We start from the raw sequence: 17,707 nt of genomic DNA on the forward strand, positions 1-17,707 counted from the left end.
ACCAATGGTGCCAACGTTTACGTGCGGCTTCGTACGCTCAAACTTACCCTTAGCCATATCGATACCTTTTAATCAGAATCAGAAATTTCGAAGCGATGACTCCGACACCGTCACGCTTGACGAGGCAGATAGATGTGGTGCCCTTGACGTGGATTGAACACGTGGCCTCTCCCTTACCAAGGGAGTGCTCTACCACTGAGCTACAAGGGCGCCGAAACCTGTACTACAACAAACTGCTGGAGCGGGTGAAGGGAATCGAACCCTCGTCATAAGCTTGGAAGGCTTCTGCTCTACCATTGAGCTACACCCGCACATGCCAAACGCCAGCTGACTCTCTACAACCGCTTCGCGTGCCGCAATCTACAACAGCACAACGAAATGTGCTTGGTGGAGGGGGAAGGATTCGAACCTTCGAAGGCAGAGCCGTCAGATTTACAGTCTGATCCCTTTGACCGCTCGGGAACCCCTCCAAGCGCGAAGCCACGCACTATAGTGGCGGTTTCCCGGCTTGTCAAACCATTCTGCAAAAAAAGTTTGAAATAGACGCTCTGCGGGCATCTGCCGTTCGCCGGCGCGTTCTTCGTACCGGATTGACGCAGGACTCCGGCGACCAACAGAATGACCCGATCGAACAGGAACAGCCCATGCCCGCCTTTGACACCCTTGCCGCCTTTCTCGCCGTCTCTGTCCTCATTACGCTCGCTCCCGGGCCAGACAACCTCATGGTCCTGGGGCAGAGCCTTGCGCGCGGCCGCGCCGCCGGGTTCGGCATCGCGGTGGGATGCGCGCTGGGGTGCTTCACACATACGCTGTGGGCAGCGCTTGGCGTGAGTGCGGCACTGGCGTCGTCCCCGACCGTGTTTGCCGCCCTCAAACTGGCGGGCGCCGGCTATCTGTGCTGGATCGGCATCCAGACCCTGCTCAACGCACGTGTTGCGCAGGTCGTGCGCAATGGCGACGGGACGCCCGCCCCATGGGCGAGCCAGGTGCGCAGGGGCTTCATTGCAAACGCCATCAATCCGAAAGTCGCGCTCTTCTTCCTCGCTTTCCTGCCACAATTCGTGCGCGCGGAGGACGGCGGCGCAACCGCACAGATGATCGCGCTCGGCGCGGTCTTCGCGTTACAGACCATCTTCGTATTCGGTGCGATTGCATACGCAGCAGGGACACTCGGCAGGGCGCTGGCGCGCCATGGACGGGCGAGCATCTGGCTCGAGCGCATGGCGGGCGTGCTCTTCATCGGGCTGGCCGCAAGGCTCGCGCTGGACGATCACACGCTGTAGTCGCGCCCTCCCGATCACACAACAGGACCACCCCATTCAATGAGACGCGCCTCCGCGACCGCCCTCCCCGCCCCCGAAACCGGCGAGCGCAGGGACTGGCAGACGATCAAGAATCTCATGCCCTTCATCTGGGCGTACAAGTACCGGGTGATCTTTGCCCTTTCGTGCCTGCTGGCAGCCAAGGGCGCCAACGTCACCGTTCCGATCACTTTCAAGCATCTGATCGACGCGCTGACACTGACCGATGGGCAGGCCCTCATCGTGGTTCCGGCAGCGGTGCTGCTGGCTTACGGCGTGCTGCGCTTTTCCACGTCGCTGTTCACCGAGTTGCGGCAGATCGTGTTTGCACGTGTCACGCAGCAGGCTGTACGCGAGATCACCCTGCAACTGTTCCGTCATCTGCATGCCCTCAGCCTGCGCTTCCATCTTGAGCGCCAGACTGGCGGCCTCACCCGCGACATCGAACGCGGCACCCGCTCCATCAACTCCCTGATCAGCTACACCCTGTACTCGATCCTCCCCACGCTGGTCGAGATCGGCCTCGTCATGGGCATCCTGCTGGTGGAGTACGACGCCGTGTTTGCGCTCATCACGCTCGCAACCCTGACCGCCTATATCGTATTCACGGTCAAGGTCACCAACTGGCGGACAGCGCTGCGGCGACAGGCCAATGAACTCGACTCGGCCGCCAATGCGCGCGCCATCGACAGCCTGATCAACTACGAAACGGTGAAGTACTTCAACAACGAAGCCTACGAGGCCGCCCGATATGATCAGGAGCTCGCCAAATGGACGTCGGCGCAGATCACCAACCAGTACTCGCTTTCGGGACTGAATGTCGGACAGGCGGCAATCATTGCGGTCGGAGTGACGGCGATGATGTGGCAGGCCGCCAGCCGGGTTGCCAGCGGCGAGATGACCATCGGCGACATCGTGCTGGTCAATGCCTTCATGATCCAGCTCTATATCCCGCTCAATTTCCTCGGGATGATGTATCGCGAACTGCGCCAGGCACTCACCGACATCGAGCGCATGTTCGGACTCATGCACGAGCACCAGGAGATCGCCGACGCACCTGACGCACTCACCCTGCCCCCCGGTCCGGCGAGCGTTCGCTTCGAGCACGTCGGCTTTGCCTACGATGCCAAGCGCCCCATCCTGCACGACCTCGACTTCGAAGTCCCCGCAGGGCGCACGGTCGCCATCGTCGGACACTCGGGATCGGGCAAATCGACGCTTGCGCGCCTGCTGTACCGCTTCTACGACGTGCAGTCGGGCGCGATCCGCGTCAATGGCCACGACCTGCGCCAGCTCACCCAAGACAGCCTGCACGCGGCGATCGGCATCGTTCCCCAGGACACGGTGCTGTTCAACGACACGCTGTTCTACAACATCCAGTACGGCCGACCGAGCGCAAGCCGCGAAGAGGTCGACGCCGCCGCGCGCGCAGCCCAGCTGACCGAATTCATCCAGCGCCTGCCCGACGGCTACGAAACACGTGTGGGCGAGCGCGGACTGAAGCTCTCGGGCGGCGAAAAGCAGCGCGTCGCCATCGCCCGCGCCCTGCTCAAGAACCCTGCGATCCTGATTTTCGACGAAGCCACCTCGGCCCTCGATTCGAAAACGGAAAAAGCCATACAGGCGCAGATCGAACTGGCCGCAAGCGGACGCACCGCACTGGTCATCGCACACCGGCTATCGACGGTCATGAACGCCGACGAGATCATCGTGCTTGATCAGGGCCGCATCGTGGAGCGCGGCAGGCATGGCGCACTGCTTGCGCGCGCGGGCGCCTATGCGCAGATGTGGATGCTGCAGCAACAGGAGGAAGGCGAGCAGACCGCAGACTGAGTCCACGAAAAACGGCGCCGGGATGGCGCCGTTCCGGATGAAAGATTGCTCAACTCAGCGTTCGGACTTGCGGCGGCGCATGCCGATCAAACCCAGCACACCGAGCCCTGCCAGCGCGAGTGAGCCCGGCTCGGGAACCTTGTTGTCATGCGACGGCGGCTTCGCGCTCCCCCCGACACTGGCGACCTTCATGTAGTCGTAATAGTTGTTGCTGCCATACCCGACCGAGGTGCCGCTCACCGCGCCTGCACCGATCAGCCAGAAACTGGAATAGGTCGCGCCGGGACTCAGCGTATAGCCTCCCTGACCGCTACCGCCATAGTTTCCGACCAGCGTCCATCCACTGCCAAGCGAAAGCAGGTCCGAATAGCTCTTGCCCGTCAGGTCGCCGCTGAATGCGGTTGTTCCGGTGTATGCAAGAACGAAGAAGTCAGAGCGCCTGCTATCGTTGTTGTATACCCAACCCAAGCCAACGGAATCAAGCTGGACATCCGCGCCGAAATCCAGCAGCACGGATTCGAACTTATCCTTATTGTCCATCGCATGATTCGGACTCGCAGACGACTCGCCACTGTACTGAACTCCGACCCCATTCCAGCTCTCGATGTAGCCCTGAGCAAGCGCGCTGCCCGAATTGGTGCCGCTCCAGCCTGTGACCGTGACAGACGGCCCCCCCACGGGATTACTCGTTTGCGAAGCGGAGCTCGTCTGGCTGCAGGCAAAAGTTCCGCAACTCAGATCCCAGTTCCAGGCGGCCGACGCCGCGCCACTGAAGGCCGACAGCCCCGACACAAGAAGCGCAACTGCGGTGTATTTTTTCATTTTGAACCCCTCTGCATTTTGGCTATTTTGAGCAAAAATCGCGCCAAAAGTCAGATTCTTATACTTTTCAACAACTTAAATTCACTACAAAACGCGATAAAAACGCGAATGTAAAAATACTCGACACTTTCACTCACTGCTAGCGGCTCACGTTACGGAGCAATTCGCGCGCCTCGGTTTCACCGTCAAAGAAGCGCCCGTTCGCGAGGGCCGATTCGAGTTCCCGCCGTGCCTCTGACTGCCTTCCCATTTGTGCCAGCACGTAGCCGAGGTGCCACTTGATATCCGCGCTGTCGGGCATGCGCAGACGGGCCTCACGCAAATGGGGCAATGCCTCTTCGAAGCGTTTCTGGCTCGCGAGCGCCCAGCCCAGCGTATCGCGCGCACTTCCGCTTTCCGGCGCACGGGCGACCGACTGCTCGGCCATCGAGACTGCGGCCGGGTCGCGCAACTCGATCAGGACATTGGCAAGGTTGTTATAAACGCCGGCATCGGCAACGCCCTTGTTCACGAGTTTCATGTACTCGGCTTTCGCTGCGGACCAGTCTCGCGCCTGCGCATGAAGGTCGGCCAGCGCACGTCTGGCCAGGTCGTCGTCCGGGTGCGTCTTGAGCCACTGCAGGAGGGGAGGAATTCCGCCTTTCGGATCACGCTGTGCGATGAAGACATTGACCTGCCGCAGCACGGACTCGGTCGACGGCGCCAATGCGAATGCCTGCCGATACGCACTGGCCGCGGTCTTGAAGTCCTTGCGCGCATGCGCGATGTCTCCCGTCAGCAGAAACCCCTTTGCGTTAGAAGGATGTGCGGCGCGCAGCGCGGCGGCCCGTTTTTCCGCCCCGTCGAAGTCCTTGGCAGCCAGGGCAGCCTCGGTCGCGAGGATCATTGCGCCCACATCCTTCGCCCGCCCCTGAAGGGCCTTTTGTGCGCTGTAGGCTGCACCGCTGAGGTCAGACGCCGCCAGCTGCAGATAGCCAACCCTGACCAGCGCAGCCGGATCGTATTCGGCCAGGCGCGTCATGTCCTTGAGCACCTGCTGCGCATCCTTGTGCGCACCGACATCGATCTCGGTGCGCGCAAGCGCTTCGAGCACCCCCAGGTCGTCGCGCTGCCGGACCGAGAGCGCCCGTGCGGCATCGCGAGCGCCCAGCTTGTCGCCCTTGGCCGAGCGCATCTCGATCAGACCCAGGCCGATTCTCGGGTCACCGGGCTGCTCTGCTGCGGCCTTTTCGCTCCAGCGCAGCGCCTCGTCGAGCCGTCCCGCACGCCGCTCGAGCAAGGCTGATTCGTACATTGCGGTCGCATCGCGCCTGTTGGCACGAAGCATGTCGGCGTAGGCTTTCCTGGCTTCGGCGAAACGCCCCTCCTCAACATCGAGGCGCGCAAGATTCAGGCGTGCGGACATGAAGCCCGCATCGTGCTGCAGGGCCTCGGTATAGGCGCGACGCGCGCCGGCAAGGTCTGCGCTTGCCCCTTTCACGACCCCCAGCAGGTTGAGCGCCGCCGGGTTGCGCGGAAGGGCGTCATTCAGACGCTGCGCAACGGTGAGCGCCATCTTGATGTCGCCTTGGCGCATGTACAGGTTGGCAAGCGGCATTGCGAGCGTAAGGTCACCGGGCGCCTTGTCGAACGCGGCCTGCAGATTTCCGGCCGCAGCGTCCGACTTGCCCTCACCCAGCTGGCTGAACCCCAGGGAGGCACGCAAACCCGCATCGCTGCCGCCAAGTGCAAGTGCGCGTTCGAGCAGGCCGGAAGCCTTGGAATAGCGCTGCTGGCCGAGATAGGCCCGGCCGAGCAGGTGCAATGCCTGGGGATCGTCGGATTGCGCTCGCAGCACATGCTCCAGCAGGCTTATCGCGCGTGGATAATCAGCAGTATCGACATAAACGGCAGCAAGCAGCTTGCGCGCGCCCATGTTGCGCGGATAGCGCGACGTCAGCACATCAAGGTACTTGCGAGCCTTTTCATACTGGCGCCCGGCGTGATGCGCCAGCGCGCCAGTCATCAGCAGCTGCTCCTGGCCGGCAACCCATTCCACTGGCAGCGCATCGACCAGCCTTGCGACATTCTCGAGATGCGAGGCGGCAGCCAGGGAATCACCCCGCCGGCCGGCAAGCAGCGCGCGCAGATACGCAACACGCGGCTCCGACGGCGCAAACGCCGCAAGTGCGGTGAGGTCCTTGTCTGCCTCCGGGTCGCGACCAAGGTCAATCAGGATGCCCGCTCGCGCGACGCGCGCATCCAGGTGGTCGGGCTGGACCGCAATCGCCCGTTCGTAGTCCCTGAGCGCATCCGCCAGTTCTCCCGCGGCATGTGCAACCGAGGCACGTGCATTCAGTGCCTCCGCGCTGTCGGGCGCCAGTTCAACCGCACGGTTTGCCATGTCACGGGCTTCGCCCCCCTTGCCCGCAGCGATCAGAACGGGCACTTCAGCCACCAGTGGCACGACAGAAGCAGGGTCGATCGCACGTGCATCGGCGAAGGCGCTTGTGGCCTCGGCAGACTTGCCCAGCGCAGCGTAGGCCTCGCCTCGCAGCACCAGGACCTCCAGCCGCGTCACAGCAGGCAGACCATCGGCAGGAATCGCGTCGATCAGCACCTGCGGCTTGCCCTGCATCAGATAGATGCGCCCCAGCGGCACTGCCACTTCGGCACGATTCACCCCCAGCTTAAGCGCTTCCCGGAATGCCACCTCGGCCGGCCCAACGTCACCGTCGGCAAGATAGGCCTTCGCCAGCAGCAGATGTGCGGCGAGCATGTTTCGATCCTGCTGCAACGCGTTCTTGAGCTGGATGATCGCCCCCGGCAGATCCTGCTTGCTGTAGCGGGACAGGCCGTCCTCGTAGTAACGACTGGCCTCGACCGTGTCCGCCTGAACCGGAAGTGCAAGCGCCAGAAGCAGCGGCAGAGCGGCAATTCGAATGGAGCGGGAATATCGGCTGTTCATGACTCGCAGGGCGTCCGGAGCAAGATGTATCAGGCCCTCAATATATGCAAAAAGCACCAGAAAAGCCGTTAAATCCTCCCTCTGACGCCGCAACTCTGCATTTGAACGACGCTTACGGCGCACAAACAGCATTAACGTAATAAGCAATAACGACGGCAATTCCCTGACACGCGAGTGCCCGGCCTGCGTTTCCACACACCCGCGCCCCGGCACATGGCGGGCTTGCATTACACTGCGGGGCATACCAACGACAAAAGTCGCAGCACATTCATGGAAGCACACGCCGCCTTCCCGTTCCTGAAGGAGACCATCCTCTTCCTCGCCTTGTCGGGAATCCTGATTCCACTCCTGGCGCGGCTGCGCATCAATCCGGTACTCGGTTTCCTGGCCGTGGGAACACTGCTCGGCCCCTACGGACTGGCGAGTTTCATCGAAACCACGCCGTGGCTGAGTTACGTCACCTTTTCGAGCCAGGACGACGTCGAGACACTTGCTGAACTGGGGGTGATCTTCCTCATGTTCATGATCGGGCTCGAGATGTCGATCGACCGCCTGTGGTCGATGCGCAAGCTGGTGTTCGGTCTTGGCAGCATGCAGGTCGGGATCACGGCGCTCGTGATCGTCGTGGTGGCGGTCGGATTCGAGCACGGTACCGAAGCCTCGGTTGTGCTCGGCCTCGCACTGGCCTTCTCGTCCACCGCCATCGTGATGCAGTTGCTGATCCAGCGCCGCGAACTGGGCACGCCGCTCGGCCAGGCGGCCTTTGCCATCCTGCTGCTGCAGGATCTGGCCGTGGTGCCGCTGCTTGTCCTGATCAGCATCCTTGGCGCCAACGATGGCGGCGGCAGTTTCGGCATGCTGCTCGGCACCGCTGCGGTCAAGGGACTGGTGACGGTCGGGGTGATCTACCTTGTCGGACGCCGGGTGGTGCGCCCGGTATTCCACCAGATTGCGGCAAACCGCCAGCCCGACACCTTCATGGCGCTCACCCTGCTGTCCACCCTGGGCGTTGCAGCGCTCACCTGGGCCGCAGGACTATCGATGGCGCTGGGCGCGCTGCTGGCGGGCCTGATCATTGCAGAAACCGAATTCAGACACGAGGTCGAGGTCACCATCGAGCCCTTCAAGGGCCTGCTTATGGGCCTCTTCTTCCTCTCGGTCGGCATGGGCATCGACCTTCGCGCCCTGGTCGCGGAGCCACTGTGGACGCCACTGTCGGTGGTCGGACTGATCCTGATCAAGGGCGCCATCATCTTCTTTCTGCTGCGCGCGTTCGGTCTCACCTGGGGACGTGCGGCCGAGGGCGGACTGCTGCTCGGTCAGGGCAGCGAGTTCGCCTTCATCGTGATCGGACTGGCACTGTCCTTCAACGTCCTGCCGCGCGACACAGGGCAGTTCATGCTTCTCGTGGTCGGCCTGAGCATGCTTGCAGCCCCGCTCGTGGCTCGCCTTGGAAGCATGATCGGCGCCCATTTCGAGCGCCGCCAGGTTCAGCGCGAAACGCTCGATACCGACGAATTCGGTGAGATGCGCGGTCACGTCATCATCGCCGGTTATGGCCGCGTCGGGCAGATGGTGGGGCAGCTGCTGGCCGAACAGGGCGTGCCGCATCTGGCCATCGAGAGCGACGCCAAACTCGTCGCACGGCAACGCAAGGATGGCGTGCCGGTCATCTACGGCGATGCAAGCCGGCCCGAACTGCTGCGCCGCCTGCGCCTGGATCGGGCGCAGGCGGTGGTGCTCACAATGGACCATGTCGCCGCCGCCATCCATGCGGTCAAGGGCGTACGCCAGACCATGCCGCACATCCGCATCATCGCCCGTGCGCGCGACGAAAAACATGCACTGGCCCTGCGCGAGGCGGGCGCCAGCTCGGTGGTGCCGGAAACGCTGGAGTCGAGCCTCAAGCTCGCAGGGTCGGTACTCGAAACGCTTGGCGTGCCCTCAGATGCCGCCGCCCGCCTGCTCGAGCAGGAACGCGAACGTCGCATCATCGCGTTCCGGGACTGAGCGGGCGCATTTCGAGCTTCGCCCGCGAGCGGCTACACTGCAGACCTACCCGAACCGACCCGATCGCATGAACCGTTTCTTCCGGCTTGCCCTTTTCCTGGGCGCGCTTCTCGCGGCTACGACATCTCTTGCTGCGCCCGGCACGCTCGATCGCATTCGGGCCGAGGGCGTCATCCACCTTGGCTACCGCGCATCCTCTGCGCCGTTTTCCTACCTCGACGCAAACGGCAAGGTCCAGGGCTACTCGCACGAATTTGCGCTTCGAATCGTGGAAGCGGTGCAGCGTCACCTCGGTCTGAAGAAAATCGAAATCAGGCTGGTGCCGATCACTTCGCAGAATCGCTTCCTGCTGGTCGACAGCGGACGCATCGACCTCGAGTGCGGCTCGACGACGCACAATCGAGACCGCGAGCGCCTCGCGACCTTTTCCAACACCCTGTTCATCGCCGGCACCCGGCTCCTGACCCGCAGCAACAGCAAGATTCACGATTTCGATGATCTTGGCGGCCAGCGCGTGGTGACCACCGCCGGCACAACGTCGGACCAGCTGCTGTATCGGCTCAACGCCGAACGCGAGATCGCGATGACGATACTGTCGGCACGCGACCACGACGACGCGTTCGCCACCCTGGAAGCCGGGCGCGCGAGCGCCTACATGATGGACGATGCGCTTCTGTACGGTGCCCGCGCCAAGGCGGCAAGGCCCGCAGACTGGCACGTCACCGGCAAACCGAAATCCTTCGAGGCCTACGCCTGCATGCTGAAAAAGGGCGATCTCGCCTTCAAGCGCGTCGTGGATGAGGCAATCGTCGCGAGCATGCGCAGTGGCGAAGCGGAAAGGCTCTATGCTAAATGGTTTACACAGCCCATTCCCGCGCACGGTCTGAATCTTGAATTTCCGCTGTCCGATGCCATGCGGGCACTGTTCAGAAACCCCAACGACGAACCACTCGAATGAACCACAAGCCCAGCATTGCACTGATCGCCACCGGTGGCACGATCGCAGGCGCGGCAGCGTCGGCAAGCGACACCACGGGTTATGCGGCCGGCGCGATCAAGGTCGCGGCGCTGCTCGAAGCCGTTCCCGGCCTCGAAGCGATCGCCGACATCCGGCCCGAAACGCTGTTCGCGCTCGACAGCAAGGACATGACCCCCGCGCACTGGCTAGCCCTGGCGCAGCGGGTGCAAAGCCTCGCCGAGCAGCGCGACATCGACGGCATCGTCATCACCCACGGCACCGACACCCTGGAGGAGACGGCCTTCTTCCTCCATCTGACCCTTGGCACAGACAAGCCGGTGGTTCTGACCGCCGCCATGCGGCCGGCCACCGCACTCTCTGCGGACGGGCCGATGAATCTCTTCGCTGCCGTCAGCGTGGCCGGATCCGCCGAATTTCGCGGTCTCGGCACCCTGGTGGCCATCAACGACCGCGTCTTCGCAGCACGCGAGGTGAGCAAGTGGCACACGCGGGCCGTGGAAGGCGTCGGCAGCCCCGAAACCGGTGCGCTGGGCTGGGCCAATCCGCCGCGTCTGCGCCGCCCATCCCCTGAGTTCGACCGTGGCGTGCTGCCCCTGGCAGCCGTCGACGCTGCGCGCTGGCCGCTCGCGGTAGAAGTCTTCTACCTCACCGCCGGCGCCTCGCCCATGCTTCTCGACGCCGCGGTCGACGCCGGGCTGCGCGGCGCCGTGCTGGCCTGTGCGGGCCACGGCAGCCTGCCCGACAGCTGGCTGCCGGCGGTCGAACGCGCAATCGCAAACGGCTGCGCAGTGGTTCGCGCCAGCCGGGTTGCACAGGGGAGCGTCGGTGCGGGCCATGGCCCCGCGGGCCTGCTCAACGCGGGCACGCTGTCGCCCTCGAAAGCACGTGTCGCGCTGATGCTCTGTCTGGCGAGCGCGGCAGCGGAGCGCTTCGGGGAGATCGCCTCCTAGAGCTGGTAGTTGTCCGCCGTGCCACTCAAGGCCGTTTCGACCATGCGTCGCGTGAGGTGGGGCGCGAAGCCCTCGATGAAGGCGTACACATAACCGCGCAGCCAGGCGCGACGGCGCAGCCCGATGCGGGTGGTGCTGGATTCAAACAGGTGGGCGGCGTCGATCATGCCGAGATCGCGATCGACAGCGGGGTCGTAGGCCATGCGCGCGAGAATGCCGATCCCGAGGTCCATCGCCACATACGTCTTGATCACATCGGAGTCGATTGCGGTCAGCACCAGATTGGGCTTGAGACCACGCCCGAGAAATGCCTTGTTGATCTGTCCACGTCCGGTGAAGGCGTCGTCGTAGGTAATCAGCGGGTAACGGGCAATCGCCTCAAGCGTCAGCGGCTGCTCCTTCAGGATCGGATGGCGGGGCGCGGCGACCACACAGCGGTTCCACTGGTGGCAGGGCAGCATCACGAGTTCGTCGTATTCCGAGATGGCCTCGGTCGCGAGCGCGATGTCGGCCGTGCCGTCGAGCACCATCTCGCACACCTGGCGGGGGTTGCCCTGGTGCAGCGAGAGCTTGACCTGCGGGTAGCGGCGCATGAAGTCGCGGATCACCCGTGGCAAGGCATAGCGCGCCTGAGTGTGCGTGGTCGCGATCGAGAGACTGCCCGCATGCTCGTTGGCGAACTCCTGGCCGACCTGCTGCAGGTTGTCCATGTCGGCCAGCATGCGCTCGGCAATGCCCAGCACGGCCCGACCAGGCTCGGTCACCGCCACCAGACGTTTGCCATGACGCGCAAAGATCTCGATGCCGAGTTCGGCCTCGAGCAGGCGGATCTGCTTGGAGACGCCGGGTTGCGAGGTAAACAGGGCATCAGCGGCATCGGAAACGTTGAGACCACGCCGGGCCACTTCATGGATGTAACGCAGTTGCTGCAGGTTCATGGCATTCTCTAAATAACCAATTCTTCTTAAAGTCTAACGCAAACCCCCTTTATGAACCTAAACATCCCGACTACGATGCAACGCAACATGAGCCCACCTGCAGGCGCATCCGCCGGGCGCTCGTAAATCAGATGCAAGGCCGGCCCCGCAGAGGTGGCGCCGACCGCAACCAGAGAGACGTGATGTACCAATACGACGAATATGATCAGCGCATTGTGGATGAACGGGTTGCCCAGTTCCGTGATCAGACGCAACGCTATCTGGCAGGCGAACTTGGCGAGGACGAATACCGCCCGCTGCGCCTGCAGAACGGCCTCTACATCCAGCGCTACGCCCCGATGCTGCGTATCGCCGTGCCCTACGGCAATCTGCGCGCCGATCAGGTCCGCATGCTCGGCCATATCGCGCGCACCTACGACCGCGGCTACGGCCACTTCACCACGCGCCAGAACATGCAGTTCAACTGGCCGAAGCTGGAAGATGTGCCGGAGATCCTCGCCCAGCTGGCCACCGTGCAGATGCACGCCATCCAGACCTCGGGCAACTGTATCCGCAACGTCACCTCCGACCCCTTCGCGGGAGTCGCAGCCGACGAGGAGATCGATCCGCGTCCGTGGTGCGAGATCGTGCGCCAGTGGAGCACCTTCCACCCAGAGTTCGCCTTTCTGCCGCGCAAGTTCAAGATCGCCGTCAACGGTGCGAAGGAAGACCGCGCGGTCATCCAGGTGCACGACATCGGCCTCGACCTCAAGCGCAATGCCGAAGGCACGATCGGCTTTCGCGTGCTGGTTGGGGGCGGCCTTGGCCGTACGCCGATCATCGGCGAAGAGATCTCGTCCTTCGTGCCGTGGCAGGACATCCTCAGCTACTGCGAGGCCATCCTGCGCGTCTATAACCTCAACGGTCGCCGCGACAATGCCTACAAGGCCCGCATCAAGATCCTGGTGAAGGCGCTCGGCATCGACGCCTTCCGCAGCCAGGTCGAGGCGGAGTTTGCTCACCTCAAGGGCGGCCCGTCGACGCTGACCGTGGAAGAAGTGCACCGCGTCGCCGACCACTTCGTCGATCCGTCCTACGAGACGCTGCCGGCATCCGACGCGGGCTACACCGCCCAGCTCGCGGCAAACAAGGCCTTCGCAGCCTGGGCGAGACGCAACGTGCGCGCTCACAAGCAGCCTGGTTACGCCAGCGTGGTGCTGTCGCTGAAGAAGCCCGGCATTGCACCGGGCGACATCACCGCCGATCAGCTCGACAGCGTGGCCGCGCTTGCCGATGCCTTCAGCTTCGGCGAAGTCCGTGTCACCCACGAGCAGAACATGGTACTGGCCGACGTCCGGCAGTCGGACCTGTTCGCCGTCTGGGAAGGCGCGCGCGAGGCCGGTCTCGCCACCCCGAACATCGGCCTGCTGACCGACATCATCGCCTGTCCCGGCGGCGATTTCTGTGCGCTGGCCAATGCCAAGTCGATCCCGATCGCCAACGCCATCCAGGCCCGCTTCGACGACCTCGACTACCTGCACGACATCGGTGAGATCGAGATCAACATCTCCGGCTGCATGAATGCCTGCGGTCACCACCACGTCGGTCACATCGGCGTGCTCGGCGTGGATAAGAACGGCCAGGAGTGGTACCAGGTAAGCATCGGTGGCGACCAGGGCAACGACACCTCGCTCGGCAAGGTCATCGGCCCGTCCTTCGCCGCAGACGAAATGCCGGACGTCGTCAGCTCGCTGGTTCAGACCTATACCGCCAACCGCCACGACGACGAGCGCTTCATCGATACCGTGCGCCGTGTCGGCGCAGAACCGTTCAAGACGCAGGTCTATGCAGACCGCGAAGAAAGGAAGCAAGCCCATGTCTGAGATCATCAAGAATGGCGTCGTCCATGAGGACGACTGGACCGTGCTCCGCCTCGCCGAGGGCGAGGAGGCAGCCACCGTCGAACTGCCCGCCGGCCGTGTGATCGTGCCGCTCGCAGTCTGGCTCGCACGCCGCGATGCGCTTGGCGCACAGGCTGAGGCCGGCGTGCTGGGCGTGTGGCTCGCCGGCACCGAAGACCCCGCAGCCCTTGCCGACGACCTGCTGCGGCTGCAGCTGATCGCGGTCGATTTCCCCAAGTTTGCAGACGGTCGCGGCTACTCCATCGCCACCCTGCTGCGCGCCCGCCACGGCTATGGCGGTGAGTTGCGTGCCATCGGCGAAGTGCTGCGCGACCAGTTCTTCTTCCTGACCCGCTGCGGTTTTGACGCGCTGCAGCCGGCAGCCGGTCGATACACGCCCGAGCAGCTCAAGATCGCACTGGAGAGCTTCAGGGATTTCACCGAGCCCTACCAGGGTGCAGTGGATCGTGCGGAGCCCCTGTTCCGCCGACTGGCGCGCAAGGTGGCCGCATGAACGCAAGCGTCTCCATGCTGCGCCCCGGCACCGGTGGCGCACCGCGCAACCCGGCCACCCACCCCGAACTCACCCCGGAACTGCGCGAAAGCGTCGTAGCCAAGACCGCTGCGGTCGTTGACCTGCTGCAGGCGGTGGTGGCCGAACTCGGCAGCGAAGGCGAAGTGACCTTCGCCAACAGTTTTGGCGCCGAAGACATGGTGCTCACCGACATCATCCTCAGCCGCAAGCTGCAGGTCGAAATCTTCTCGCTCGACACCGGACGCCTGCCCGCCGAAACCTACAAGCTGATGGGCGAGGTCGAGCAGCGCTATCGCACTCGCCTCAAGGTGTTCTTTCCCGATGCTACCGCGGTTGAACACTACGTTCGCACCGAGGGCATCAACGCCTTCTACGACTCCGTCGAATTGCGCAAGGCCTGCTGCCAGGTGCGCAAGGTCGAGCCCCTGCGCAGGGCACTGGCGGGCAAGAAGGCATGGGTGACCGGTCAGCGCGCCGCCCAGTCCACGACCCGCAGCGGTCTGCCGCTGCGCGAATTCGACGCCGGCAATGGTCTGGAGAAGCTCAATCCGCTCTCCGACTGGACCGAGGCCGAGGTCTGGGCCTATCTGCGCCTGAACGAAGTGCCCTATAACGCGCTGCACGACCAGTTCTTCCCGAGCATCGGCTGCGCCCCCTGCACCCGCGGCGTTGCCGTGGGCGAGGACGTCCGGGCCGGACGCTGGTGGTGGGAAGACCCCACCTCCAAGGAATGCGGCCTTCACGTGAAAAAGGACTGAACATGTTCACCGTCACCCTGAAGCAACGCTTCCTCGCAATCCGAGCAGGTCTGCGCGCCGCCATGCGGGCCCTGCGCATGACGGACGGCGCTCAACTCTCGAAACGGTAAGGCAACAATGTCGACTCTCACCAAACAGACGCTCACCCACCTCGACTGGCTTGAAGCCGAGGCAATCCACATCCTGCGTGAGGTGGCTGGCCAGTGCGCGAACCCGGTGCTGCTGTTTTCCGGCGGCAAGGATTCGATCTGCCTGCTGCGCCTGGCCGAGAAGGCCTTCCGCCCGGGTCGCTTCCCCTTCCCGCTGATGCACATCGACACTGGCCACAATTACAAGGAAGTGACCGACTTCCGTGACAAGCGCGCCGCCGAACTGGGCGAGCGCCTGATCGTCCGCTCGGTCGAGGATTCGATGGCGCGCGGCACCGTGGTGCTGAAATCGGCCGATGAGTCGCGCAACAAGCATCAGTCGGTCACGCTGCTCGAAGCCATCGAGGAATTCGGTTTCGATGCGTGTATCGGCGGCGCCCGTCGCGACGAGGAGAAGGCCCGGGCGAAGGAGCGGATCATGAGCTTCCGCGACGAGTTCGGCCAGTGGGACCCGAAAAACCAGCGCCCTGAGCTGTGGAACCTGTACAACGCGCGATCGCACAAGGGCGAGAACATCCGCGCCTTCCCGATCAGCAACTGGACCGAGCTCGACGTGTGGCAATACATCGCCCGCGAGCAGCTTGAGCTGCCGTCGATCTATTTCGCCCACACCCGCCCGGTGGTGCGCAAAAACGGGCTGATGCAGCCGGTGACTGACGTGACCCCGGCAAAGCCTGGCGACAAGATCGAACAAGTGCTCGTGCGTTTCCGCACCGTGGGTGACATCACCTGCACGGCGCCGGTTGAGTCCGACGCGGACACGGTGGAGAAGATTCTTACCGAGACCGCAACCACGACGATTACCGAGCGTGGCGCGACGCGAATGGACGATCAGACCTCCGAGGCCTCGATGGAGCAGCGCAAGAAGGAAGGGTATTTCTGATTTATTGCTTGTTGCTTGTTCTTTGTGAGTTGCGTGTCGTGCCGGGGTGGCGCACTGGGTGTTTGCTCCGAGGGCTGCGGAACTCGCTGCGCTCGGACAGTCCTCGCCCTCTGCACAAACACCCAGCACACCACCTGAACGTGTGTGCATGAACAGGGTTAGAGGCAGCGGGAGCAAAGGCTCACTCGACGCACCGCAGCCTCCCTGCAAAGGACGCTTCTGACTGCGGAGCCATCCGGACAAGAGCCGGGGATGTGTGAGGCATTCGTGGCGAAGGCGAGGACTGTCCGAGCCCGCAGGGCGAGTTCCGCAGCCTTCAGAACGAATGCCTCATGCAGCCCCGGCGAATTAGCAGCACACACAAACCAGCACAAAACAAAGCACCAACCGAATTCTGGAAAGCTTGAAGGAAAAATGACCATGTCCGCACTTGAACAACTGCCCGAGATCGACAACGGCCTGCTGCGCTTTCTGACCTGCGGCAGCGTCGACGACGGCAAGAGCACCCTGATCGGCCGCCTGCTGTTCGACACCAAGACCATCCTCGCCGACACCATGAACGCGATCGAGAAGACCTCGGCCAAGCGCGGCATGACCGCGGTCGACCTCTCGCTGCTCACCGACGGCCTGCAGGCAGAACGCGAACAAGGCATCACCATCGATGTCGCCTATCGCTACTTCACCACCGGCACACGCAAGTACATCATCGCCGACGCGCCCGGGCACGAGCAGTACACCCGCAACATGGTCACCGCCGCGTCGACCGCCAACCTTGCGATCATCCTCATCGATGCACGCAAGGGCGTACTCACGCAGACCCGTCGCCATTCATACCTGGCCAGCCTGGTCGGCATCCCCCACCTGCTGGTCGCGGTGAACAAGATGGACCTCGTCGACTACGACGAAGCCACCTTCGAGCGCATCAAGGCCGACTACCTCGCCTTCGCCGCCCAGCTCGGCATCAAGGACGTGCGCTTCATCCCGATCTCGGCACTGGCCGGCGACATGATCGTCGATCGCGGCGCGCGTCTCGACTGGTACAAGGGCCCCACCCTGCTCGAGATTCTCGAAGCCGCCCCCGCCGCCCACACCGAGAAAGCCGAAGACTTCCGCCTCCCGGTGCAGTTCGTCTGCCGTCCGCACGACTCGGCCAACCCCGAACTGCACGACTACCGCGGCTTCATGGGCCGTGTCGAATCCGGCGAAGTCCGCGTCGGCGATGCGGTGACGGTGCTGCCGTCGGGCGCCTCCAGCAAGGTCAAGGCCATCAGCATTGGCACCGAACAGCTTGAGCGCGCCATCCACGAACAGTCCATCACCCTGCTGCTCGAGGACGAAATCGACATCTCGCGCGGCGACATGATCGTGAAATCGGCCGAAGCGCCGGCGGCGGTCAAGCAGATCGACGCCACCGTGTGCTGGCTTTCGGAGACGCCGATGTCACCGGCCCGCACCTACCTCGTGCGCCATACCACGCGCGAAGCCAAGGCCAAGATCGCCAAGATCGACTACCGCCTCGATGTGAACACGCTCGAACAGCAGCCTGTCACCAGCCTGGCCATGAACGACATCGCGCGCCTCACGCTCAAGCTCGCACAACCCATCGTTGCCGACCGCTACGCAGCCAACCGTGCAACCGGCGCTTTCATCATCATCGATGAAAGCACCAACAACACCGTCGGCGCCGGCATGATCGGCTGAACGCCGCTGCTTTCCGGACGG

At 63.5% G+C, this 17,707-nt stretch carries 13 protein-coding genes and 3 tRNA genes; 10 read left to right on the forward strand and 6 right to left on the reverse strand.

Annotated elements, in window-relative coordinates; translation table 11 throughout:
• Positions 1-135: 135 nt before the first annotated feature.
• From AC22G6_RS16325 to AC22G6_RS16335, 3 genes are all read right to left on the reverse strand, one after another.
• Positions 136-210, reverse strand: a tRNA-Thr gene (locus AC22G6_RS16325).
• Between the two features lie 27 nt (positions 211-237).
• Positions 238-311: transfer RNA gene (locus AC22G6_RS16330), tRNA-Gly, on the reverse strand.
• 74 nt (positions 312-385) lie between these two features.
• Positions 386-470 (reverse strand) — tRNA-Tyr (locus AC22G6_RS16335).
• 174 nt (positions 471-644) lie between these two features.
• On the opposite strand from AC22G6_RS16335, the gene AC22G6_RS16340 reads away from it, so the two are divergent.
• Complete coding sequence (locus AC22G6_RS16340) at positions 645-1,283, forward strand: LysE family translocator (protein ID WP_487367634.1); 639 nt, start codon at positions 645-647, stop codon at positions 1,281-1,283.
• 39 nt (positions 1,284-1,322) lie between these two features.
• Complete coding sequence (locus AC22G6_RS16345; protein WP_487367635.1) at positions 1,323-3,134, forward strand: ABCB family ABC transporter ATP-binding protein/permease; 1,812 nt, start codon at positions 1,323-1,325, stop codon at positions 3,132-3,134.
• Between the two features lie 54 nt (positions 3,135-3,188).
• Here the strand turns inward: AC22G6_RS16345 and xdp1 are convergent, their stop codons facing one another.
• Together xdp1 and prsT are read right to left on the reverse strand one after the other, a co-directional pair.
• On the reverse strand, positions 3,189-3,956 hold the full coding sequence (gene xdp1 / locus AC22G6_RS16350; protein WP_487367636.1) for an exosortase-dependent surface protein XDP1: 768 nt from the start codon (positions 3,954-3,956) through the stop codon (positions 3,189-3,191).
• Between the two features lie 139 nt (positions 3,957-4,095).
• Positions 4,096-6,903 (reverse strand): XrtA/PEP-CTERM system TPR-repeat protein PrsT, encoded by a 2,808-nt coding sequence (gene prsT, locus AC22G6_RS16355; protein ID WP_487367637.1) that lies wholly within the window; start codon positions 6,901-6,903, stop codon positions 4,096-4,098.
• 270 nt (positions 6,904-7,173) lie between these two features.
• On the opposite strand from prsT, the gene AC22G6_RS16360 reads away from it, so the two are divergent.
• The 3 genes from AC22G6_RS16360 (at position 7,174) to AC22G6_RS16370 (ending at position 10,842) form a co-directional block, all read left to right on the forward strand.
• Positions 7,174-8,913 carry a cation:proton antiporter domain-containing protein gene (locus AC22G6_RS16360; RefSeq protein ID WP_487367638.1) on the forward strand — a complete coding sequence of 580 codons (1,740 nt, stop codon included), beginning with the start codon at positions 7,174-7,176 and terminating at the stop codon, positions 8,911-8,913.
• Between the two features lie 67 nt (positions 8,914-8,980).
• On the forward strand, positions 8,981-9,871 hold the full coding sequence (locus tag AC22G6_RS16365; protein WP_487367639.1) for a transporter substrate-binding domain-containing protein: 891 nt from the start codon (positions 8,981-8,983) through the stop codon (positions 9,869-9,871).
• Positions 9,868-10,842, forward strand: a complete 975-nt coding sequence (locus AC22G6_RS16370; RefSeq protein ID WP_487367640.1) for an asparaginase — start codon at positions 9,868-9,870, stop codon at positions 10,840-10,842. Before AC22G6_RS16365 ends, AC22G6_RS16370 begins: the two co-directional genes overlap by 4 nt.
• Here the strand turns inward: AC22G6_RS16370 and cysB are convergent.
• A complete protein-coding gene (gene cysB / locus AC22G6_RS16375; RefSeq protein WP_108949554.1) occupies positions 10,839-11,780 on the reverse strand; it encodes an HTH-type transcriptional regulator CysB in 942 nt (313 codons plus the stop codon). The two genes, AC22G6_RS16370 and cysB, sit on opposite strands and share 4 nt — an antisense overlap.
• A gap of 182 nt (positions 11,781-11,962) precedes the next feature.
• Here cysB and AC22G6_RS16380 point away from each other — a divergent pair, with 182 nt between their 5' ends.
• The 5 genes from AC22G6_RS16380 (at position 11,963) to cysN (ending at position 17,686) form a co-directional block, all read left to right on the forward strand.
• Positions 11,963-13,642 carry a nitrite/sulfite reductase gene (locus AC22G6_RS16380; RefSeq protein ID WP_487367641.1) on the forward strand — a complete coding sequence of 560 codons (1,680 nt, stop codon included), beginning with the start codon at positions 11,963-11,965 and terminating at the stop codon, positions 13,640-13,642.
• Positions 13,635-14,174 (forward strand): DUF934 domain-containing protein, encoded by a 540-nt coding sequence (locus AC22G6_RS16385; protein WP_108949555.1) that lies wholly within the window; start codon positions 13,635-13,637, stop codon positions 14,172-14,174. The genes AC22G6_RS16380 and AC22G6_RS16385 overlap by 8 nt, the downstream gene beginning before the upstream one ends.
• Complete coding sequence (locus AC22G6_RS16390) at positions 14,171-14,953, forward strand: phosphoadenylyl-sulfate reductase (protein WP_108949556.1); 783 nt, start codon at positions 14,171-14,173, stop codon at positions 14,951-14,953. Before AC22G6_RS16385 ends, AC22G6_RS16390 begins: the two co-directional genes overlap by 4 nt.
• Positions 14,954-15,070: 117 nt before the next feature.
• Entirely contained in the window at positions 15,071-15,985 is a 915-nt protein-coding gene (cysD, locus tag AC22G6_RS16395; RefSeq protein WP_487367642.1) for a sulfate adenylyltransferase subunit CysD, read from the forward strand.
• A 420-nt stretch (positions 15,986-16,405) separates the two neighbouring features.
• The gene (cysN, locus tag AC22G6_RS16400) at positions 16,406-17,686 is read left to right on the forward strand and encodes a sulfate adenylyltransferase subunit CysN (RefSeq protein ID WP_487367643.1); all 1,281 of its coding nucleotides are present in this window, start codon (positions 16,406-16,408) and stop codon (positions 17,684-17,686) included.
• Positions 17,687-17,707 lie beyond the last annotated feature (21 nt).

Source organism: Parazoarcus sp. PS-13 R2A (assembly GCF_057621855.1).

What these genes read in the sequence shown, in the direction of transcription:
- cysN (WP_487367643.1), top strand. Translation starts at nt 16,406, where the DNA reads ATGTCCGCACTTGAACAACTGCCCGAGATCGACAACGGCCTGCTGCGC.
- AC22G6_RS16345 (WP_487367635.1), top strand. Translation starts at nt 1,323, where the DNA reads ATGAGACGCGCCTCCGCGACCGCCCTCCCCGCCCCCGAAACCGGCGAG.
- AC22G6_RS16390 (WP_108949556.1), top strand. Translation starts at nt 14,171, where the DNA reads ATGAACGCAAGCGTCTCCATGCTGCGCCCCGGCACCGGTGGCGCACCG.
- AC22G6_RS16380 (WP_487367641.1), top strand. Translation starts at nt 11,963, where the DNA reads ATGTACCAATACGACGAATATGATCAGCGCATTGTGGATGAACGGGTT.
- xdp1 (WP_487367636.1), bottom strand. Translation starts at nt 3,956, where the DNA reads ATGAAAAAATACACCGCAGTTGCGCTTCTTGTGTCGGGGCTGTCGGCC.
- prsT (WP_487367637.1), bottom strand. Translation starts at nt 6,903, where the DNA reads ATGAACAGCCGATATTCCCGCTCCATTCGAATTGCCGCTCTGCCGCTG.
- AC22G6_RS16360 (WP_487367638.1), top strand. Translation starts at nt 7,174, where the DNA reads ATGGAAGCACACGCCGCCTTCCCGTTCCTGAAGGAGACCATCCTCTTC.
- AC22G6_RS16370 (WP_487367640.1), top strand. Translation starts at nt 9,868, where the DNA reads ATGAACCACAAGCCCAGCATTGCACTGATCGCCACCGGTGGCACGATC.
- cysB (WP_108949554.1), bottom strand. Translation starts at nt 11,780, where the DNA reads ATGAACCTGCAGCAACTGCGTTACATCCATGAAGTGGCCCGGCGTGGT.
- AC22G6_RS16340 (WP_487367634.1), top strand. Translation starts at nt 645, where the DNA reads ATGCCCGCCTTTGACACCCTTGCCGCCTTTCTCGCCGTCTCTGTCCTC.
- AC22G6_RS16365 (WP_487367639.1), top strand. Translation starts at nt 8,981, where the DNA reads ATGAACCGTTTCTTCCGGCTTGCCCTTTTCCTGGGCGCGCTTCTCGCG.
- cysD (WP_487367642.1), top strand. Translation starts at nt 15,071, where the DNA reads ATGTCGACTCTCACCAAACAGACGCTCACCCACCTCGACTGGCTTGAA.
- AC22G6_RS16385 (WP_108949555.1), top strand. Translation starts at nt 13,635, where the DNA reads ATGTCTGAGATCATCAAGAATGGCGTCGTCCATGAGGACGACTGGACC.